The 18,329-nt window shown below is 63.3% G+C and carries 19 protein-coding genes and 1 tRNA gene; 3 read left to right on the forward strand and 17 right to left on the reverse strand.

Annotation, left to right across the window (positions count from 1 at the left end; genetic code table 11):
- From LJE63_09480 to LJE63_09550, 15 genes are all read right to left on the reverse strand, one after another.
- Positions 1-972 (reverse strand): DHH family phosphoesterase, encoded by a 972-nt coding sequence (locus tag LJE63_09480; protein MCG6906847.1) that lies wholly within the window; start codon positions 970-972, stop codon positions 1-3.
- Positions 941-1,324, reverse strand: a complete 384-nt coding sequence (gene rbfA, locus LJE63_09485; GenBank protein MCG6906848.1) for a 30S ribosome-binding factor RbfA — start codon at positions 1,322-1,324, stop codon at positions 941-943. Before rbfA ends, LJE63_09480 begins: the two co-directional genes overlap by 32 nt.
- The gene (locus LJE63_09490; GenBank protein MCG6906849.1) at positions 1,321-1,608 is read right to left on the reverse strand and encodes a DUF503 domain-containing protein; all 288 of its coding nucleotides are present in this window, start codon (positions 1,606-1,608) and stop codon (positions 1,321-1,323) included. The genes rbfA and LJE63_09490 overlap by 4 nt, the downstream gene beginning before the upstream one ends.
- A 183-nt stretch (positions 1,609-1,791) precedes the next feature.
- Positions 1,792-4,533 (reverse strand): translation initiation factor IF-2, encoded by a 2,742-nt coding sequence (gene infB / locus LJE63_09495; GenBank protein MCG6906850.1) that lies wholly within the window; start codon positions 4,531-4,533, stop codon positions 1,792-1,794.
- 128 nt (positions 4,534-4,661) lie between these two features.
- Positions 4,662-6,101: a transcription termination factor NusA gene (gene nusA / locus LJE63_09500; protein ID MCG6906851.1), complete on the reverse strand. Its 1,440-nt coding sequence runs from the start codon at positions 6,099-6,101 to the stop codon at positions 4,662-4,664.
- Positions 6,101-6,649, reverse strand: a complete 549-nt coding sequence (locus LJE63_09505) for a ribosome maturation factor RimP (protein ID MCG6906852.1) — start codon at positions 6,647-6,649, stop codon at positions 6,101-6,103. Before LJE63_09505 ends, nusA begins: the two co-directional genes overlap by 1 nt.
- A 182-nt stretch (positions 6,650-6,831) precedes the next feature.
- A tRNA-Gly gene (locus LJE63_09510) sits at positions 6,832-6,907 on the reverse strand.
- 94 nt (positions 6,908-7,001) lie between these two features.
- On the reverse strand, positions 7,002-7,343 hold the full coding sequence (locus LJE63_09515) for a MerR family transcriptional regulator (protein ID MCG6906853.1): 342 nt from the start codon (positions 7,341-7,343) through the stop codon (positions 7,002-7,004).
- Between the two features lie 193 nt (positions 7,344-7,536).
- Complete coding sequence (gene pheT / locus LJE63_09520) at positions 7,537-9,957, reverse strand: phenylalanine--tRNA ligase subunit beta (protein MCG6906854.1); 2,421 nt, start codon at positions 9,955-9,957, stop codon at positions 7,537-7,539.
- 36 nt (positions 9,958-9,993) lie between these two features.
- On the reverse strand, positions 9,994-11,001 hold the full coding sequence (gene pheS, locus LJE63_09525; protein ID MCG6906855.1) for a phenylalanine--tRNA ligase subunit alpha: 1,008 nt from the start codon (positions 10,999-11,001) through the stop codon (positions 9,994-9,996).
- Between the two features lie 110 nt (positions 11,002-11,111).
- Positions 11,112-11,462 (reverse strand): 50S ribosomal protein L20, encoded by a 351-nt coding sequence (gene rplT / locus LJE63_09530; GenBank protein ID MCG6906856.1) that lies wholly within the window; start codon positions 11,460-11,462, stop codon positions 11,112-11,114.
- A gap of 143 nt (positions 11,463-11,605) precedes the next feature.
- Positions 11,606-11,803: a 50S ribosomal protein L35 gene (rpmI, locus tag LJE63_09535; GenBank protein ID MCG6906857.1), complete on the reverse strand. Its 198-nt coding sequence runs from the start codon at positions 11,801-11,803 to the stop codon at positions 11,606-11,608.
- Between the two features lie 225 nt (positions 11,804-12,028).
- Entirely contained in the window at positions 12,029-12,565 is a 537-nt protein-coding gene (infC, locus tag LJE63_09540) for a translation initiation factor IF-3 (protein MCG6906858.1), read from the reverse strand.
- A gap of 198 nt (positions 12,566-12,763) precedes the next feature.
- Positions 12,764-13,249: a nucleoside deaminase gene (locus tag LJE63_09545; GenBank protein MCG6906859.1), complete on the reverse strand. Its 486-nt coding sequence runs from the start codon at positions 13,247-13,249 to the stop codon at positions 12,764-12,766.
- Positions 13,250-13,349: 100 nt separating this feature from the next.
- Entirely contained in the window at positions 13,350-13,901 is a 552-nt protein-coding gene (locus LJE63_09550) for a type I restriction enzyme HsdR N-terminal domain-containing protein (GenBank protein MCG6906860.1), read from the reverse strand.
- Between the two features lie 187 nt (positions 13,902-14,088).
- Here LJE63_09550 and LJE63_09555 point away from each other — a divergent pair, with 187 nt between their 5' ends.
- The 3 genes from LJE63_09555 to LJE63_09565 are packed head-to-tail and all read left to right on the forward strand — an operon-like array spanning position 14,089 to position 16,594.
- On the forward strand, positions 14,089-15,159 hold the full coding sequence (locus LJE63_09555; protein ID MCG6906861.1) for a deoxyguanosinetriphosphate triphosphohydrolase: 1,071 nt from the start codon (positions 14,089-14,091) through the stop codon (positions 15,157-15,159).
- Between the two features lie 18 nt (positions 15,160-15,177).
- Entirely contained in the window at positions 15,178-15,825 is a 648-nt protein-coding gene (locus LJE63_09560; protein MCG6906862.1) for a hypothetical protein, read from the forward strand.
- Positions 15,812-16,594 carry a YkgJ family cysteine cluster protein gene (locus tag LJE63_09565; protein ID MCG6906863.1) on the forward strand — a complete coding sequence of 261 codons (783 nt, stop codon included), beginning with the start codon at positions 15,812-15,814 and terminating at the stop codon, positions 16,592-16,594. The genes LJE63_09560 and LJE63_09565 overlap by 14 nt, the downstream gene beginning before the upstream one ends.
- Here the strand turns inward: LJE63_09565 and LJE63_09570 are convergent.
- On the reverse strand, positions 16,591-17,442 hold the full coding sequence (locus tag LJE63_09570; protein ID MCG6906864.1) for an SDR family oxidoreductase: 852 nt from the start codon (positions 17,440-17,442) through the stop codon (positions 16,591-16,593). The two genes, LJE63_09565 and LJE63_09570, sit on opposite strands and share 4 nt — an antisense overlap.
- A 60-nt stretch (positions 17,443-17,502) precedes the next feature.
- Positions 17,503-18,237, reverse strand: a complete 735-nt coding sequence (locus LJE63_09575; GenBank protein MCG6906865.1) for a YkgJ family cysteine cluster protein — start codon at positions 18,235-18,237, stop codon at positions 17,503-17,505.
- Positions 18,238-18,329 lie beyond the last annotated feature (92 nt).

The following is an 18,329-nucleotide window of genomic DNA, read 5'->3' on the forward strand; positions in this document are numbered from 1 at the left end:
CTAGATGTTCTGGGCCAAGTCGAAAATCTTGGATTTCAACTCCGCCATGTCGGCCGTGATGTTGAAGCCTGCGGCATTGGCGTGTCCGCCGCCGCCGAAGGCGGCCGCAATCGCCGCCACGTCCACCGTGCCGTCGGAGCGCAGGCTGACGTGAAAGTGGCCCTGCCCGCCGGGTGAAGACTCCCCGTTGCCGTTTTCCTGGATCAAAACCGCCACCCGCACATCCTGAATCCGTTTGGCATAGTTGATGATCCCGTCGGCGTCCTCGGGCAGGGTGTTAGTTTCGCGCAGCATTTGACGGGTCAGGGTCATCAGGGAGAGCTTGCCGTTGGGCGAAATTTCGATGGAATCCAGCGCCAGGTTCAACAGCTTGATGCGCCCCATGGAGTAGGTGCCGTAAACGTGCTGGGCCACCTTGGAGGGTGTGACCCCCCGGCGCACCATTTCGTCACAGATGGAAAAGGCGGCGCTGTTGGTGTTGGCAAACCGGAACGAGCCGGTATCGGTCAGGATGCCGGTGTAGATGGCCGTCGCCACGGCCTTGTCGATGGGCGTGGCCAGCTGCTTGATCAGGCGGTAGACGATCTCCGCGGTGGAGCAGGCGCCGGTGTCGATGAGCTGCAAATGGCCAAAGCCGGTGTTGGTCACGTGATGGTCGACGTTGATGATGGTTGGAATTCGGCTCACCGCCGGGGCCGCGGCCCCGATGCGCTCCAGGCTGCCGCAGTCCAGTATGACCGCGGTGTCGAAGCGGGTCTGGTTGTCGAAGCGGCGGCTTATGGCCGCCACCCCGGGCAGGAAGCGGTAGACCGCCGGAATGTGGCTTTCGTTGAAAAGCGCGGTCTGGACTTCCAGGTGGGCCAGCGACAGCCCCAGGGCCAGCAGGGAACCGATGGCGTCGCCATCCGGCTGGATGTGGGAGGCCAAAAACACCCGGCGACTACTCTTCAGATGGCGAACGATCTGGTTCATGATCCGATTTGAGCGATTCGAGCAGTTGTTCGATGCGCGCGCCGTAATCCAGGGAGTCGTCGTGAAAAAACTGAAGCTCCGGCATGTAGCGCAGGCCCAGTTCGGCGGCCAGAGACCGTTTCAGGTAGCCTTTGGCGCTTTCCAAGCCCGCGGCGGCCGCCTCGCGCCCGGCGGCGGTCATGGCGCTTTGCACCGTGTAATAGATCCTGGCGATCCGCAGGTCGCGGGTCATTTTTATCCCGGTGATGATCACCGCCGCCAGCCGGGGATCCTTGACCTCCTTGTGGATGAATTCGGACAGAAGGCGCTGGATCTGCCCACCCACCCGCTGGGCGCGGGAAAACGGCTTCATATGCTGATGAGCTCCATTTCGGTATCGATGACTTCGGCCAGCCCCAGGTCTTCGGCCAGGTTGAATATCTTATCGACCTTGGAGTTGATCAGCTGGCGGTCGTTGCCGGTCAAAGAGAATCCGATCTCGGCCCGCTGGTGAATGTCGTTGGCGCCGACCTCCGCCACCGAGGCGTTGAAGTTGTTGCGGATCTGGGAAATGATCATTTTGACGATCCTGCGCTTGCCCTTCAGGCTATGGCAGTCGTGCAGCCTGAAGGTGATGATGCCGATTCCGACCACCATAGGGGTGTTTCCTCGCCGGGTTTCAGGGTCGCGGGAAAAAATAATTTCACAAAATTGCGCCGGATTTTGGTTTCTCAGCAAGACCCATTCGTCGACGCATATCGAGATACGTGTCGGCGGATGTAACGCCGGTGACGGGCCAAAAGACAAGCAAGGTTACGGAATTATTTTTTTCCGGGGCCCTCAGGCCAGCGCCGGTTTGATTTCCTCCAGGAAGAAGCACTGGATTTCGTCCGCGACCTTGATATCGTTGTAGTTCTCGATCCCGATGCCGCACTCGTAGCCGCGCTGGACCTCCTTGACATCGTCTTTGAAGCGCCGCAGGGAGGCGATCTTGCCCTCGAACTGGATGATGCCGTCGCGCAGCAGCCGCACCCGCTGTCCGCGCTCGATTTTGCCCTCGGTCACGTAGGCGCCGGCGATGGTGCCGACCTTGGGTACGTGAAAGACCTCCCGGACCTCCGCCAGCCCCAGAATCCGCTCCTCGTAGGTGGACTCCATCAGGCCGACGATGGCGTCCTTGACCTCCTTGATCACATTGTAGATGATGTTGTGGTAGCGGATGTCGACATGCTCCTCCTGGGCCATGTCGGCCACCTTGGTGTTGGGCCGGACGTTGAAGCCGATGATGATCGCGTCGGAAACGGCGGCCAGGGAAACATCGGATTCCGTGATGGTGCCGGTGGCGGCATGGATCACGTTGATTTTGACCTCCTCGTTGGAGAGCTTGACCAAGGAATCCCGCAGGGCCTCGATGGAGCCGTCCACGTCGGCCTTGATGATCAGGTTGAGGTCCTTGACCTCGCCCTCCTTCATCCTCTCGAAGAGGCTTTCCAGGCTGACCCGGCTGGTTTTGGCCAGCTCTTTGGCCCGCTGCTTCTGGGCCCGATGCTGGCTGACCTGGCGGGCGTTCTTCTCATCGGCAAGGGCCACGAATTCGTCGCCGGCGCCCGGGACGCCCGTGAGGCCCAGAATTTCCACCGGAATCGAGGGGCCGGCCTCATCCACTTGCAGGCCGCGGTCGTTTAACATCGCCCGGACCTTGCCCGAGTAGATGCCGCAGACGATGGGGTCCCCGGTCCGCAGGGTGCCGTCCTGGATCAGAATCGTGGCCACCGGTCCGCGGCCTGAATCCAGCTTGGACTCCACCACGTGCCCACTGGCCAGCTTGTTGGGGTTGGCCTTGAATTCCAGAACCTCGGATTGGAGCAGGATCATTTCCAGCAGGTCGTCAATTCCCTGGTTCTGTTTGGCGGAGACCTTGACAAAAATGGTGTCGCCGCCCCACTCCTCGGGCATCAGGCCGACTTCGGCCAGCTGCCGCTGAACACGGTCGGGGTCGGCGTTGGCCTTGTCCATCTTGTTGACCGCGACGATGATCGGCACCTCGGAGGCCTTGGCGTGGTTGATGGCCTCGATGGTTTGGGGCATGACACCGTCGTCGGCGGCCACCACCAGGATGACGATGTCGGTCACCTGCGCCCCGCGGGCGCGCATCGCGGTGAAGGCCTCGTGGCCGGGGGTGTCCAGAAATACGATCTGGCCCCTGGGGGTCGAGACGTTGTAGGCGCCGATATGCTGGGTGATCCCGCCGGCTTCGCCCTCGGTCACGCGCGTTTTGCGGATGACGTCCAGGAGCGAGGTCTTGCCGTGGTCGACGTGGCCCATGATGGTGACCACAGGCGGGCGCGGCAGCAGCTGATCCGGTTCATCCGTGGCGACTTTCAGGATAGCCTCCTCTTCGAATGCGGCCTTTTCGACCTCGAAATTGAACTCCGAGGCCACCAGCACGGCGGTCTCGTAATCGATGGTTTGATTGACGGTCACCATCACCCCCAAACCCATGAGCTTGCCGATGATCTCGTTTGCCTTGATCCCCATGCGCTTGGCCAGTTCGGAAAGCACGATGGCGTCGTCGACCTTGATTCGCCGCTTGATGGCCTTGGGTGTGGTGATTTGCGTTTTCTGGCCCTTGGCGACCTTGAGCTTGCCGCCTTTGCGGCCCTTGCGGCCGCGGCCGCCGCTGGCGTAAAGATCGGCGCCTTCGACGACCTCCTTGCGGCGGAAGGCATCCTTTTTGCGGGCCAACTTCTTCTCGGCGGCCGGCTCTTCCTCGCGTTTTTTACCCTTTTTCTTACGGCCCTCGCGGGCCGCCGTTTCCTCGGGGCTGACGGTGGCCGGGGTCTCAATCCGGCGTTCGACCTTGGCCGTGGGGGCTTCGGCCTCCTTGCGCTCTTCCTTTTCGGCCTGGAGGGCCCGCACCACCTCGCGGGTCGGCAGGCTGATAATCTTGGCAACGGCGTCGCCCTTCTTGCGCTTCACCTTGACCGGTTTTTCGGCCCTGGCCGGGGCGGGTTTTTCGGCCGCGGCCTGGTCTTCGGCTTCAGCGCTCCGGGGCGCCTCGGCCGTGGTTTCGACATGTGGGGCTTCGTCGCCGACGGCCGGTGGCGCCGGGGTTTCCTCGGCGGCGGGCTGGGCGGGGACTTCTTCGGGCTGCGCTTCCGCGGCGGGGGCCTCCTCAGCCGGGGTCTCAGCGGGCTGGGTGGGGGGCGCGGGGGAAACCGGGGGCGGTTCGACGGCTTCAATTTCCTCGGCTGCCGGTTGAGCGCTCGCTGCTTCCAGCGCCGGGGCCTCGGCTTCGGCGGCAGTCTCCTCCGGGGGGGCTTCGGTCGCGGCCGCGGCCTCTTCCGGTGGTTTGGCAACGTCCCGTTTGCGGCGGCGGATGACGGTCGGCCGAACCCGGGTCACCTCGACGGCGGCGGCTTTCTTGCCGAAGAGTGCTCGCTTGATTTGGGCCACGGTCTCGTCCTCCAGAGAACTCATGTGACTGCGCACGGAGATGTTCAATTCCGCTAACTTGTCCAGCAGCGCTTTGTTTTTCATGTTGAGTTCTCTGGCAAGCTCATAGATCCTGATCTTTGCCATCCATCCCCCCTCATCTTTTGATGTAAGGCCCCGCGGCGCCGCGATGCGCAACCGGCGTCGGTTTGCCCGGCCCGTCTTATCCGCCCTGGTGGCGCTTCAGGCCTCGGCCTGAAGGTCAGAGCGGCGGATTAGTCTTTCGTTTTTTCGGCCTCCTCGGCCGTTGCCGCGTCGTCTTCGGCCGAGGCCGTCGCGGGTTCCGGCTGGGGTGATGCCGCGGGCGCCGCGGGCGCCGCGTCCGCCGATTCCGGGTCGGCCGCGACCTCCGCTTGCCCGGCATCTTCCAGAGCCGCCGCGGTTGCCTGGGCTTCGGCCGCCGCCGCCTCCTCGGCCGCGCGCTTGACGGCATCGCGGGCGGCGTCGATCAGCCGGGCAGCCTCCTCCTCGGACATGCCCCGCACCGCCAGGAGGTCGTCCACGACGGCGCGGCTGATTTCTTCGGCGGAATAAAACCCCTTCTCCACCAGCGCGTCCGCCAGGCTGTTGCTGACATCCGGCATCGACAGCAGCGATTCGTATCCGGCCTGCATATCCTGATTGTAGCGTTCCTCGCTTCGGACATCCAAGTGCCAGCCGGTCAGCTTGGAAGCCAGGCGCACATTCTGGCCGCGCTTGCCGATGGCCACGGACAGAAACTCGTCGGGGACGATCACCTCCATCGACCGGTTCTCCTCATCGATGATCACCCGTGAAATCTCCGCCGGGGCTAGGGCATTGCAGACAAATTTGGCCGCGTCGATATGCCAGGGAATGATGTCGATTTTTTCCCCGCGCAGTTCCTGCACGACGCTCTGCACCCGGCTGCCCTTCATGCCCACGCAGGCCCCGACCGGGTCGATGTCGGAGTCGTGGGAGGCCACGGCGATTTTGGAGCGGCTTCCCGGCTCACGCGCCGCCGCCTTGATTTCTACGATCCCCTCGCTGATTTCGGGGACCTCGGTGCGAAAGAGGTTGTTCAGGAAGTTGGCGTGGGTCCGGGACAGGATCACCTGGGGGCCGCGGGTGTCCTGGAGGACATCCAGGATGTAGGCCCGCACGCGATCGCCCCGCCGGTAGGACTCCCGGGGCACCTGCTCGCGGTGGGGCAGCACCGCCTCGGTCTGGCCCAGGTTGACGATGATGTCGCCGCGGTCCATGCGCTGGACGATGCCGTTGATGATTTCACCCTTGCGATCGATATAGCTGGCGTAAACGGCGTCGCGTTCGGCGTCTTTCATCTTCTGGATAATGACCTGCTTCGCAGACTGGGCCGCGATCCGACCGAAGGTGGAGGTGTCCATTTTGATGCCCAGGCTGTCGCCCACCTCGCAGTCCGGGTCCAGTGTCTGGCCTTCCTCCATGCTGATCTGAAGGTCCGGATCGGTAACCTCCTCGACGACTTCCAGGAACTTGAAAACCTCCACTTCGCCGGTTTCATCGCTGTAGTGAACTTCGATGTCGATTTTGCTGCCGAATTTTTTTCTGGCGGCCGACCGAAGCGCCTCCTCAACGGCCTTGACGAGAACCTCGCGTTCGATTCCCTTGTCACGGCTGACCTGCTCGATGACTCGTTTTATGTCTGCGATAAACATCAGCTCTCCCCGCTGCTTTCCACAAGTCGGGCCCTGGTGATCAGCTCAAACGGGATTTCAACGGTCTTTTCCCCGGCCACCAGCCGCACCGCATCCCCCGTCGTGCCTTCCAAGACCCCGGTGAAGTTTTTTTGCCCTTCGATCGGCCTTGCGACCCTCACTTTGGCCCACTGTCCAACGAACCGGTCAAAATCCCCTTTCTCCCCCAGCGGTCTGTTGGGCCCCGGGGAGGTCACCTCCAGGCTGTAGGGCTCCGCGACCTCCAGGGCCACGTCCAGCAGGTCGCTGACCTGGCGGCTGACATGGGAGCAGTCGCCCAGGGTGATCCCGCCGGGCTTGTCCAGATACACCCGCAGCACCCTGCCGGCAGGTTCCCGCTGGAATTCCACATGGATCACCTCGAGGCCCTCGGCGTCGCATGCGGGTCGCACCAGTTCCTTGACCCGCCGGGCGATTTCCTTCTCCCTGCGATGCGAAAGACGCCCTGGGGGCGCTTCAGCAGGGGGCTTTTTGGCGCTATCCTTGGTCTTTTTGGCGCGGGCGGTCACGTTGCGGTGATGGCTCCCTTTAAAAAACAAAAAACGGGCTTTAGCCCGTTTCCCTTGGTGGCAAGTAAACTTTATCTAGTGGATCGAGAAAGTTAGGAATTCATGCAACAACCATTCAGTGCATTACGCCACACAAAAGTTTCACCCGAAATCACGAAATTCCGGAAACGGCAATCGGGGGTTGGAGCGGGCAACGAGATTCGAACTCGCGACACCAAGCTTGGGAAGCTTGTACTCTACCAACTGAGCTATGCCCGCTTTCCAAGGATGGCAAGATAGGGCAAAAAAAAAAACTTGTCAACAGAATTTTCGGCGACCCCGCCACGGCCGTCTTTTCCCGCCGGGGCAGGCGCTAGCGGGGGGTGTCCAGAAGGTCGCGAATGGCCTTCAGCTCCTCGCGGATTTCGGCCAGGGTGGGCGGCGCTGGCGGGGCCGGCCGGCCGCCCAGGGTTTGCTTGGCACCCTGGATCGTGAATTTTCGCTCGTAGAGGAGGTGCTTGATCTCCAGGATCAGCGCCACGTCCTTTTTGCGGTAGAGGCGCTGGCCGGAGGAGGCCCTTTTGGGCCGGATCTGTTTGAACTCGGTTTCCCAGAAACGCAGCACATAGGTCGGCAGGCCGGTGATGGCGCCCACCTCACCGATTTTGAAGTAGAACTTATCCGGTATCTCGGGCGGAAGTCGGGGTGTCGCCATGCCGGGTCGCCCCTGTGGCTTTTACGGGTTGTCGTTCAGGGTCGCGGTAAACAATAATTCCACAGTATGGCGCCGGATTTTGGTTGGTCACCAAGGCACATCCGTCGGCGCATGAGGATATGCGCCGGCGGGTGTAACGCCGGTGACGGGCCACAAGACAAGCAAGATGTGGAATTATTTTTTTCCGGGGCCCTTAGGCCGGCAGCGTGGCGCCGAAACGTGCCACGACCCCGTCGGAGAGCTGCCGGTGGACGCGGCTGACCACCGCGTCCTCGAGCGTGCCGGTGTCGGACCGGTAGGTGATGCGAACCGAGACGCTTTTTTTGTCCTGCGGGATCGGCGGGCCCGTGTAAACGTCAAGCAGACGCAGGCTTTCCACCAGTTTTTGGCCGCTTTCGGCAAGCGCTTCGAGGATCTCGCCGGCTTCGATGGCGGTGTCGAGGATCACCGTGAGATCGCGCTCCACAAATGGGAACTTGGGCGGCGCCGAGGCCCGTCGCACCTCGGGAACCAGTGGGAACAGGCGGTCGATGTCGATTTCGAAAAAAAACGCGGGTTGCTTCAGATCGTAGTTCAGCAGCACCCGGGGATGGACCTCCCCGATGGTGCCGATCGCCTGGGGTCCCGCAAAAATTTGCGCCGCTGCGCCGGGCCTGACGTAGCGGCAGTCCTCGGGGGCCAGCCGCGAAAACCTCACCGGCGCAACCCGCAGCGCCTGCAAGAGCCGCTCGGCGACCCCTTTGATGTCGTAAAAATCACACCCCTCCGGTTTGGCGAACCAGCCCTCCTCGCTGCGCAGCCCGCTCCACAGGGCGGCCAGCATTTCCGTTTCCACCGGCAATTCGGCGCCGGCCGTCTCCTTGATGAAGATTTTGCCGACCTCGAAGAACCGCAGGGTTTTGACCTGCTGGGCGGTGTTGCGCTGCAAGGCCTCCAGCAGCCCGGGCAGCAGCAAGGAACGCATGGTGGTCTGGTCTTCGGTGATCGGGTTCAGAATCTGGACCTGGCAGCGGCGGGGATCATCGGCCGCCAGGTTCAGCCGGTCGCAGGAAGCCGCGTGGATAAAAGTGTAGCTGATGGCTTCGCAGAACCCGGCCCCCACCAGGTTGTCGCGCACGCGCTCACGGGTCTCGATGTAGCGCGAAACCGTGCGGCCCTTGGCCGGAATCAGCGGAAATGTCGTGGGGATCTGGTTGTAGCCGGACAGGCGGGCCACCTCCTCCATCAAATCCTCCGGTCGGGAGACATCCACCCGAAAAGAGGGCGGCGTGACCTCCAGCCGGTCGGCGTCCCCGGGGTTGACCGTAAAGGCGATGGCGGTCAGAAAGGCCGTAATATGCTCGGCTTTCAGTTCCAGGCCCAGCAGGCGGTTGGTGGCCGCGACGCTCAGGGCGATCCGGGGGGCGGTGATTCGTCGCGGGTGAACGTCGATCAGGCCGCTCACCGCCGCCCCGCCGGTGAGCTGCTGCATCAGATCGGCTGCGCGGTTCAGGGCGATCAGGGTGCCCTCCGGGTCCACCCCTCTTTCAAAACGATGGGCCGCATCGGTGTTGAGCCCCAGGGCTTTGGCGGTTTTGCGGATGCTGATCGGGTCGAAATGGGCGCTTTCGATCAGCACCGAACGGGAATCGGCGGAGATCTCGGAGTTCAGCCCGCCCATCACCCCGGCGATGGCCACCGGTTTTTGGCCGTCGCAGATCAGCAGCATCTCGGGGGTCAACTCGCGCGTCTTGCCGTCCAGGGTGGTGAAGCGCTCGCCCGCGGCGGCGGTCCGGACGACGATGCGGTGTTCGGCCAGACGGTCGAAATCGAAGGCGTGCAGCGGCTGACCGGTTTCCATCATCACGAAATTGGTGATGTCGACCACGTTGTTGATGGGTTTCAGCCCGACGGAGAGCAGGCGGTCCTGCAGCCAGTAGGGTGAGGGGCCGACGCTGACCCCTTGCAACAGGCGGGCGGCATAGCGCGAACAGTGCTCGGGCGCCTGGATGGCGACCGCGGCCTGCTGGCTGATGGCGCTGCCCGGCGACGGCGCGGAGGGCTCCGGCAGGCGCAGGGGAGTTTTCTGGATGGCCGCGACTTCGCGCGCCACCCCGATGATGCTCAGACAGTCCGGCCGGTTGGGCGTGAGACCGATTTCCAGCACGGGGTCGCAGAGGTTGAGCGCCCGGTTCAAGGGCGTGCCCGGTTGGGCCGTGCCAGGCGGCAGAACCATGATGCCGCCGGCCTCGTCTCCCAGCCCCAGCTCGGCCTGGCTGCAGAGCATGCCCTCGGAGACCTCCCCGCGGATGATCCCTTTCTGGAGCCGCACCCCGCCTGGCAGTTCGGTCCCCGGCAGGGCCAGCGGCGCCAGCTGGTCGGGCGCCACGTTGGGGGCGCCGCAAACCACGGCAACGTTGCGGCCGCCGATCTCCACCCGGCAGCACTGGAGGTGGTCCGCGCGCGGGTGCGGCGCCACGGCGAGCACCCGCCCCACCAGGACGGTTTCCAGTCGGCTGTAGCGATCGCTGACCGCCTCGACTTCGAGACCGGCCATGGTGAGCGCTTCGGCCAGGGCGTCAACCGCCATTTCGACGGCGACATAGGCTTTGAGCCAGCTTAAACTAACCTTCATCGCATCTATCCCGTTGGCATCCCGGTGCCGGGGCGATCAGAATTGCCGCAGAAACCGCGCGTCGTTCTCGAAAAAACGGCGGATGTCGTCGATCTGGTACTTCAGCATCGCAATCCGCTCGATTCCCATCCCGAAGGCGAAGCCGGTCACGGCGCCGGTGTCGTAGCCCACATTTTCAAACACCGCCGGGTGCACCATCCCCGATCCCAGCACTTCCAGCCAGCCCGTTTGGGAACAGACGCGGCAGCCGCTGCCCCGGCAGATCACGCAGCGAATATCGACTTCGGCACTCGGCTCGGTGAAGGGAAAGAAGCTGGGCCGGAACCGCAGGCTGGTATCCGGGTCGAAGATCTGCTGGACGAAAGTGGTCAGGATTCCCTTGAGGTCGCCAAAGGAGACGTTGCGGTCGACCATCAGCCCTTCCACCTGGTGAAACATCGGCGTGTGGGTCAGGTCGGAGTCGCAGCGGTAGACCTTGCCCGGGGCGATGATCCGCACCGGCGGCGGCTGCTGTGCCATGATCCGCACCTGGATGGGGGAGGTGTGGGTGCGCAGGACGACGTTCTCGGAGACGTAGAAGGTGTCCTGCATCTCCCGGGCGGGGTGGTTTTTGGGGATGTTGAGCGCTTCGAAATTGTAATAGTCCGTTTCGACCTGGGGCCCTTCGACGGTTTCAAAGCCCAGGCGGTTGAAAATCGCACAGATTTCGCGGGTGGTCTGGGTGATTGGATGCAGCGCACCGCTGAAGGATGGGCGTCCGGGAAGCGAGACGTCGATTTCCGTCAGCCGCTCCAAGGCCTCGGCCTGAAGCCTGCGGGTGGCGGCGTCGATCTCGGCCGCCAGAAAATTTTTGACCTCGTTGGCGGTTTTGCCCGCAAGCGGGCGCTCCTCCACAGGCAGCTGCGAAATATGGCGCAGGTACTGGGTGACCCGGCCCTTGCGGCCGAGATAGCGCACCGCAATCTCGCCCACCGCATCCAGGTCGCTCGCCGCCCCCAGCTCGCGCAGGGCTTCCGATTTGATCTGATCGATTGTCGCGTTCACGCTTCAGGCCTTGGTGTGCGCTGCAAGCGGGCGTCAGAGGGCCTCCGCCCGGCCGCTGGGCTGCGGCTGGGATCCTGGAGCAGCGTTGCCGCACCCCCCGCCGCGCGCGTTTAAATTTTTTGGGCGGCCACTTGCGCCAGCCGGGCGAAGCCGGCGGGGTCCGAAATCGCCAGCTCGGCCAGCACCTTGCGGTCCAGGTCGATTTCGGCAAGTTGCAGACCGTGCATGAACTTGCTGTAGGACAGGTCGTTGATGCGGGCGGCGGCGTTGATCCGCGCGATCCAAAGCTGGCGGAACTCGCGCTTGCGGACCCGGCGGTCCCGGTAGGCGTTCATCAGGGCCCGGTCCACCGTATCGGCCGCCGTGCGGAACAGTTTGCTGTGGCCGCCGCGAAACCCCTTGGCCAGCTTCAAGACCTTTTTGCGGCGATGGTTTGCCTTGAATCCTCTTTTTACTCGCATGTCATTCTCCTGAAACCCATCCGGAATATCACCTGCCGGGCGCTTGTCGCCGCCGGCGGGGAGTTTGCTGATGATCGGCGTTCGCGCCGGGACGCCTGCGGCCCGCAGCGGACCGCTTCAATGTCATGCTGCCGGGTGCGGCCTCAGCCGTTTGGCATCAGCAGCCGGAGCTCCCTGTGGTTGGTTTTGTCCACAATTTGAATCTTGCGCAAGCCGCGTTTGCGCTTGGTGGTCTTTTTAGTCAGAATGTGGTTGGCATGGGACTTTGAATAGGTGAATTTTCCGGTCCCGGTTTTCTTGAACCGTTTGGCAGCGGCCCGATTTGTCTTGATCTTTGGCATCTTAGACTCCTGGCGGTTTGTTCTGTGTCTCAAACATAGGTGGCGCGGGCGATAGGACCTCATCGCCCGCGCCACCTGCGGTAAGAACCTGGCGACTGTATTCTTGTAAAAAAACCAAGGCCTGGAAGGCGGCTCTCAGGACGGCTGCCGGTTAAAACGACGTTACGCGCCACGGCTTATCGTCGACACGCCATCTTATCTGACTCCGGAACGCGGCCGCAGCGCCTATTTGGGGGAGAGCACCATGATCATGGTGCGCCCTTCAAACTTCGGGAGTTGTTCGACAGTGGCGATCTCGCTGGTTTCATCGGCGATCAGCTGCAGCAGCTCACGGCCGCGCTGGGAGAGCGTGATCTCGCGCCCCCGAAACATGACGGTCACCTTGACCTTGTCCTTTTTGCCCAGAAACTTCCGGATATGGCCCAGTTTGACCTGCAAATCGTGCTCGCCGGTTTTGGGCCGCACCTTGATCTCTTTTACCTGGAAGGTGCTCTGCTTTTTTTTGGCCTCCTGCAGTTTTTTGGTCAGCTCGTACTTGTAACGGCCGTAATCCATTATCTTGCAGACGGGCGGGACGGCATTGGGCGAGATCTCCACCAGGTCGAGGCCAAAGCTCACGGCCGTCTCCAGGGCTCTCGCGGTCGGAACGACGCCAATCTGGTTGCCGTCGGGGTCGATCAGGCGAACCTCCCGGGCTCTGATGTTGCGATTGACGTTGGTTTTGGCTTTGCTGGGTCCGCTTGTTTGTCGTGATACAGCTATGCTTCCACCTCCTGAGTTTGAAAGTCGGCACCAACACCCGCATTTTGAATCCCTCTTTGGCGGTGTAAAAAGGAATCCAAAAGATAATGGGCAGTTATCAGAACTTGAACTAAGGCAAGTCAAGAGTCAAATATAAAACAACCTGGACAAATGCAAGGAAAAAATTCGGAAACCCGCATTTTCTGTCTTGGGGGCGGCTTAGGGCTGTCTCAGGGTGTAGTCGGCAAGTAGGCTGTTATGCCAGTAGCGGTTGGCCGGCGCCGCAAAAAAAGACCTGAAAAGCTCAAGGCTTTCCTGGCGCAGAACCCCGGGGACGATTAACGCCGCGCTATGTCGGTAAAGCGGCGGAAGCGACCGTAGATCGCATCTGGTGCCGCCCCCCATGGCATCTTCATAGGCGTAGACGATGCGCCCCACCCCGTTTAAGAGCAGCGCGGCGTAGCACATCAGGCACGGCTCCATGGTGCAGTAGGCGGTCAGGGGTGGTCGGTCGCGGTCCGCGGCGGTCTCCACCAGCCGGCGAAGCGCCACCATTTCGGCATGGTCCAGCTCGTTGGGGGTCGGCTGGGCGGTCCCCCGGCGGCGGCCGTCGGCCAGGACCGCACCGCCGCCGACCAGCACGCAGCCCACGGGAAACTCTTCGGCCGCCAGGGCCTCGCGGGCCAGCTCAAGGGCTTTTTGCATGAAAAAGCGGTCGTCCCTCACGGTTTCGCACTCCTTGCCCGCCAAGCGGGTCCATAAAGGGGTGGCATCGGGGGCGGGGGCGCCGCCCCGGCGCCGGCCGTTAAAGGCGGCAAACGGTATCGTCGCACGGGCAGCTGTCGTCGATCTCGTAGGCATAGAGCACCCGGGACTCCAGGGCGGCGCGCTGGGGCGAGACGGGAGGCGCCGGCCGGGTGGCCATTCGCGCCGCCAGCGCCGCCCTGGTGGGAATTTGCGCCAGCCCGCTGCCGATCCGCCTGCCGCTCGCGCCGTCGAGAATATCGGCGTCCTGCCCGTTGGTCACCACGGCCACCGCGATCTGATAGGGGGCCAGCAGGCGGGCGGCGGCCAAGGCCGGCCGGTGGCGGGTGATCAGGGAGCCGGGCCCGAATCTGACGATCATGGCGATCCTATCTTCAAGCTGCACTGCCAGATCGATGCGCAGCTGGGCGGATTTCGCGCCGGCCCTGACCCGCAGCGGGACCCGGGGGGTGATGTCGCTTTTTAGAAACCCCTTGCTTTCCACCAGCAGGCGCGCCAGCTGCTGCCGGTAGCGTTCATCGAGGGTGTCCGGCAGAGTTTCCCCGGTCAGATAATCCTTGAGTTCTCCCAGAATCAGGTGGTGACCGCTCATGGGGGGGGATCCGTAAGGCGACGCAGCGCTCTTGGCATGCCGGTCTGGCAAGCGGCGGCAGGCCCCGCCGGCTTCAAAATAGCTCTTTACAATTGGCGGTTGCTTTGGAAAAATAAAAACGTTTTGCCTTAATTAAAACACGTTCGGGCTGCCGCAGCATTTGGAGCGGCGGTCGGGTGCGGGGGTGATGAGCGAGCCCGATTTGAGCATACGCGAAAATTTCGAAAAGCGCGAAATAAATTTCATGTCGCCCCACGGCTGCCTCAGTGCGGCCTCCAAAGGGCGTCGCCGGCCGGAGGCGCCCTGTCCGATCCGAACGGTCTTTCAGGTGGATCGCGACCGGATCCTGTATTCCAATTCTTTCCGGCGCCTGAAGCACAAAACCCAGGTCTTCCTCGCGCCCCTGGGGGACCAGTACCGGACCCGTCTGACCCACACCCTGGAGGTCGCCCAGATTGCCAGGACCATCGCGCGGGCCATGTTTCTCAATGAAGATCTGGCCGAGGCCATCGCCCTGGGCCATGACCTGGGCCATACCCCGTTCGGACACAGCGGCGAAACTGCCCTGCGGGAAATTTTTCAGGGGCGCTTCCTTCACTACGAACAGAGTCTGCGGGTGGTGGATGTCCTCGAAAACAGCGGCCGGGGGCTCAACCTCACCTACGAGGTCCGGGACGGCATTCTCAAACACTCCAAAGGCTACGGGCGGGTGATCCCCGAGGATCCCGGCGAACTGGCCGCCACCATCGAGGGGCGGATCGTCCGCATTGCCGATATCATCGCCTATCTCAACCATGACCTGGACGATGCCATCCGCAGCGGGGTGATTGTCGCGGCGCAGGTGCCGGAGATCTGCACCCGGACCCTGGGCGCCTCCCACAGCCAGCGGGCCGCCACCATGATCCGGGATTTGGTTTTCGCCAGCACCGTCAGCGACGACCCCCGGGCCTTGCGCATGAGCGATCCCGTGCATGAGGCGATGATGATCCTGCGCCAGTTTTTGTTTGAAAACGTCTACCGCGCGCCCCTGGTCCACAACGAATTTGTGAAGGCCAAGAAAATCTTAACGGAGCTCTTCACCTATTTCCTGGATCACCCCGACATGCTGCAAAAACAGTTGAAGGATATGGAAATGCTCGGCTGCAACCACCAGGAGCAGTCCCGCGAGCGGATCGTCTGCGATTTGATCGCCACCATGACCGACCGCAATGCCCTCGAGCTCTATGAGCGGATCTTTTTCCCGTCGCGCCTGGTCTGAGCGGCGCCGGAGGCCGCAATGGCTGTCTGTCATGAGTTGAGCCGCTTGCCCCAAGGGGCCCTGGCGCCCTTCAGGGAGCGCCTGCAGGTGCTCTATGCGCAGATGGACCGTGCCTACCACGCCGCCGCCCGGTGCTACGGGTTCGACTGCCAGGGCTGTGCCGAGAGCTGCTGCCGAACCCGTTTCGATCATCATACCCTGCTGGAGTATCTCTATCTGCGCGAGGGGCTGGCCGAACTCGCGCCCGGGGCCCGGGCGGCGGTTTTGCGGCGGGCGGCCGAGGTCCGACGCGAGAGCGCGGCGCTTGAAGAACGCGGCCTGCTGGTCCGCCTGATGTGCCCCCTCAACCAGGACGGCCGCTGCCGGCTTTACGCCTTTCGGCCCATGATCTGCCGGCTGCACGGCATTCCGCATGAACTCAGGCTTCCCGGGCGCCCGGTCTCTTACGGGTCCGGATGCCACCTGTTTTCCGAACGCCACGCCCGCCAGCCCTACGTTCCCTTTGACCGCAGCCCTCTTTATGCCCGAATGGCGGGCCTGGAACAGGAGATCCGGCGGGCGCTGAGCTTCGGTGCGCGCCTGAAACTGACCATCGCCGAGATGCTGGCCGATGAAACCGAAACCGCCGGCGATGCCCCCAGGAGCCTGGCCGATGCGCTACGTTGACCCCCAAACCCTCGAACGGCTGCCCGGCACCCGGCTGGAGGAAAACGACACCTTCCAGTTTCGCTGCCACCCCGGCGTGGCCTGCTTCAATCGCTGCTGCCGCAACCTGAACCTCTTTCTCTACCCTTACGACGTCCTGCGCCTCAAAAAGCGGCTGGGAATCTCCTCCGACCAGTTCCTGGAGCGGCATGTGGACGTGGTCCTGCGGGACGGCAGCCACTTCCCGGAAGTTTTGCTGCGCATGTCCGCCGACGCCGAGAAGACCTGCCCCTTCCTGACCCCTGAGGGCTGCGCGGTCTACCCCGACCGCCCGGATGCCTGCCGGACCTTTCCCCTGGAGCAGGGGGTGCTTTTCGATGCGGCCCGAAACGAATCGCAGGTGGTGACCTTTTTCCGGCCGCCGGACTTCTGCCTGGGGCAGCATGAAAAGAAATCCTGGACGCCGAAAACCTGGGAGCTGGACCAGGAGGCGGTGGTCTATCACCGTATGACCGCCCGCTGGGCCAAGCTCAAGGGGCTCTTTCAGCAAGACCCGTGGGGTGCGGAAGGCCCCGCCGGGCCGCGCGCCAAAATGGCGTTTATGGCGCTCTACAACCTGGACCGCTTCCGCGAGTTCGTCTTCGGCAGCAGCTTTCTCAAGCGCTATGCCGTCAAACCGTCCCTTCAGAAAAAAATCAGAAAAGACGACGCCGAACTCTTGAAATTCAGCCTGGCCTGGGTCGGTTTTTTCATCTGGGGCATTCCCACTGGTTTGCTGCGCCCACGCTAAGCAGCCTTCGGCGGCTCGCCGGGGGATTCCGGCCCCAGCACCCCCTTGGGCATCGCGGCCACCGCTTCCCCGCCCAGCACATACCCGCCGTCCAACCGCAGGACGGCGCCGGTCATGAAGGGGGCGTCTTCGATTATAAAGCGAACCGCCTTGAGCACGTCGCTGATGGCCCCCGTCCGGCCGAGCAGGGTGTGATCCCGCACGGCCTGTTGCTCCTCGGCCGTCAGCAGGCCCCAGCCGCGGGTGTGCTCGGCGTGGCGGGTTTCGAAGATGCCCAGCATGATCTCGTTGACCCGCACCGCCGGCGCGGCCGCGCGGGCCCAGGTCTCAGTCAGGAGCGAAACCCCGCGGTTGGCGGCGGCATAGCCGTCGTTGAAGATCAGGCTGGCCGGCCCCGAGCGGCCCACCACGCCGGCGATGGAGGAGAAATTGATCACCGCCCCGTCGCCGGAGGCCTTCAGATGGGGCAGGGCGGCGTTGAAAACCCACCATTTGGCCCTCAGGGTGGTGGCCATTTCCAGGTCCCACTGCTCGGGGACATAGGCGCCGTGGACCACCGGCCAGCCGCCGCGTTCGATATTGTTGACCAGAATGTCCAGCCGGCCGAAACGGGCGACGGCCTCGGCCACCAGGGCTTCGATCTGGTCGGCTTCCAGCAGGTTGGTGCGCCGAATCAGCTGCCGTTCCCCGAATGGGGCGAACGCCGCCTGCATCTCCGGCAGGCTCTCCTGCCAGTCCCAGTAGGTCGTCACGACCCTGGCGCCGGCCTCGGCCAAGGCCAGCGCAACGGCCCGGCCGATGCCCTTGATGCCGCCCAGCACCAGGGCGACCTTGTCGACGATGGCCATGGCGGCCCTCCTTTCATTTCATTGCGCGTGATACATCCGCCGCCCCGGTCGGCGATGGGGTTACAATCGACAGGCCCCGGGGCCGGCCAGCGCCTTTTGCCAGTAGTCCAGGGCGTAGGTCAGAAGCGCGCTGTCTTCGCCCTCCAGGCTTTCCCAAGCCTCCGCGTCCGCGGCCGGGCCCGGTTCCGTTTTGCGGAGCTGGGCGCGGAAGGCGTCCAGATCGTAGCATTGGTAAAAAAGGTGCTGCAGGGGGACCGGCAGGGGGCCGGGTGCCAGTCGGTTTTTGAGGCTGATAAGCGCCATCAGCAGGTCGTTCATCCGGTTGTATTGACTCAAATCCTGGTCTTCCAGCCATTCCCGCACGGTTTGGCGGCCCTCTTGGCGGTGGCCCTGGCAGTGGGACTCCTTCAGCAGGAAGAAGCGCTCGGTGTTCGGGCCGCCCTCCCTGGGGCGTGCGACCATCCGCACCAGCGGGTAGGTCCGGCAGGCCGCCGGACGGTCAGGGTAGACGCTGCAGCCCTGGGGGGTGACAAACGGGCATCTCAGCTGGGACCCGCCGGTGGGCTTGAGGGTCACCACCGGCAACCCCGACTCCGGCCCGGTGTGCCGGGAGGTGAAGCTTCGCAGAAATTCGCCGGAGCTCAGGCCCAGGCGGCGCCTGAGGCGCAGCACGTCGTAGGGCGTCAGGAAGTGGTTGAGATCCCGGCAGCACTGGTTGAAGCACGCCACTCCGGGGTTGCAGGCAAAGGAGAAAGGGTCTTCCAGGGAAAGCGGGATCATGTCGGAGGGGGTCATTGCCGTCGTGCCTCGGAATTTTTTGGGGGGGTGAACGGACGCTCAGGGTGTCATCACGTTGGGGATGGTGGTAGCATGTTCGGGTCGCTTGG

The sequence above is a fragment of the Desulfobacteraceae bacterium genome (assembly GCA_022340425.1).
GTDB lineage: Bacteria > Desulfobacterota > Desulfobacteria > Desulfobacterales > JAABRJ01 > JAABRJ01.

Bases quoted from the DNA above. Each gene is read 5' to 3' on its own strand.
- rpmI (MCG6906857.1), bottom strand. From the start codon at position 11,803: ATGCCAAAGATCAAGACAAATCGGGCCGCTGCCAAACGGTTCAAGAAA.
- LJE63_09490 (MCG6906849.1), bottom strand. From the start codon at position 1,608: ATGGTGGTCGGAATCGGCATCATCACCTTCAGGCTGCACGACTGCCAT.
- LJE63_09570 (MCG6906864.1), bottom strand. From the start codon at position 17,442: ATGGCCATCGTCGACAAGGTCGCCCTGGTGCTGGGCGGCATCAAGGGC.
- rplT (MCG6906856.1), bottom strand. From the start codon at position 11,462: ATGCGAGTAAAAAGAGGATTCAAGGCAAACCATCGCCGCAAAAAGGTC.
- LJE63_09480 (MCG6906847.1), bottom strand. From the start codon at position 972: ATGAACCAGATCGTTCGCCATCTGAAGAGTAGTCGCCGGGTGTTTTTG.
- nusA (MCG6906851.1), bottom strand. From the start codon at position 6,101: ATGTTTATCGCAGACATAAAACGAGTCATCGAGCAGGTCAGCCGTGAC.
- LJE63_09550 (MCG6906860.1), bottom strand. From the start codon at position 13,901: ATGAGCGGTCACCACCTGATTCTGGGAGAACTCAAGGATTATCTGACC.
- LJE63_09545 (MCG6906859.1), bottom strand. From the start codon at position 13,249: ATGCAAAAAGCCCTTGAGCTGGCCCGCGAGGCCCTGGCGGCCGAAGAG.
- LJE63_09515 (MCG6906853.1), bottom strand. From the start codon at position 7,343: ATGGCGACACCCCGACTTCCGCCCGAGATACCGGATAAGTTCTACTTC.
- pheT (MCG6906854.1), bottom strand. From the start codon at position 9,957: ATGAAGGTTAGTTTAAGCTGGCTCAAAGCCTATGTCGCCGTCGAAATG.
- rbfA (MCG6906848.1), bottom strand. From the start codon at position 1,324: ATGAAGCCGTTTTCCCGCGCCCAGCGGGTGGGTGGGCAGATCCAGCGC.
- infB (MCG6906850.1), bottom strand. From the start codon at position 4,533: ATGGCAAAGATCAGGATCTATGAGCTTGCCAGAGAACTCAACATGAAA.
- LJE63_09565 (MCG6906863.1), top strand. From the start codon at position 15,812: ATGCGCTACGTTGACCCCCAAACCCTCGAACGGCTGCCCGGCACCCGG.
- LJE63_09560 (MCG6906862.1), top strand. From the start codon at position 15,178: ATGGCTGTCTGTCATGAGTTGAGCCGCTTGCCCCAAGGGGCCCTGGCG.
- LJE63_09575 (MCG6906865.1), bottom strand. From the start codon at position 18,237: ATGACCCCCTCCGACATGATCCCGCTTTCCCTGGAAGACCCTTTCTCC.
- LJE63_09555 (MCG6906861.1), top strand. From the start codon at position 14,089: ATGAGCGAGCCCGATTTGAGCATACGCGAAAATTTCGAAAAGCGCGAA.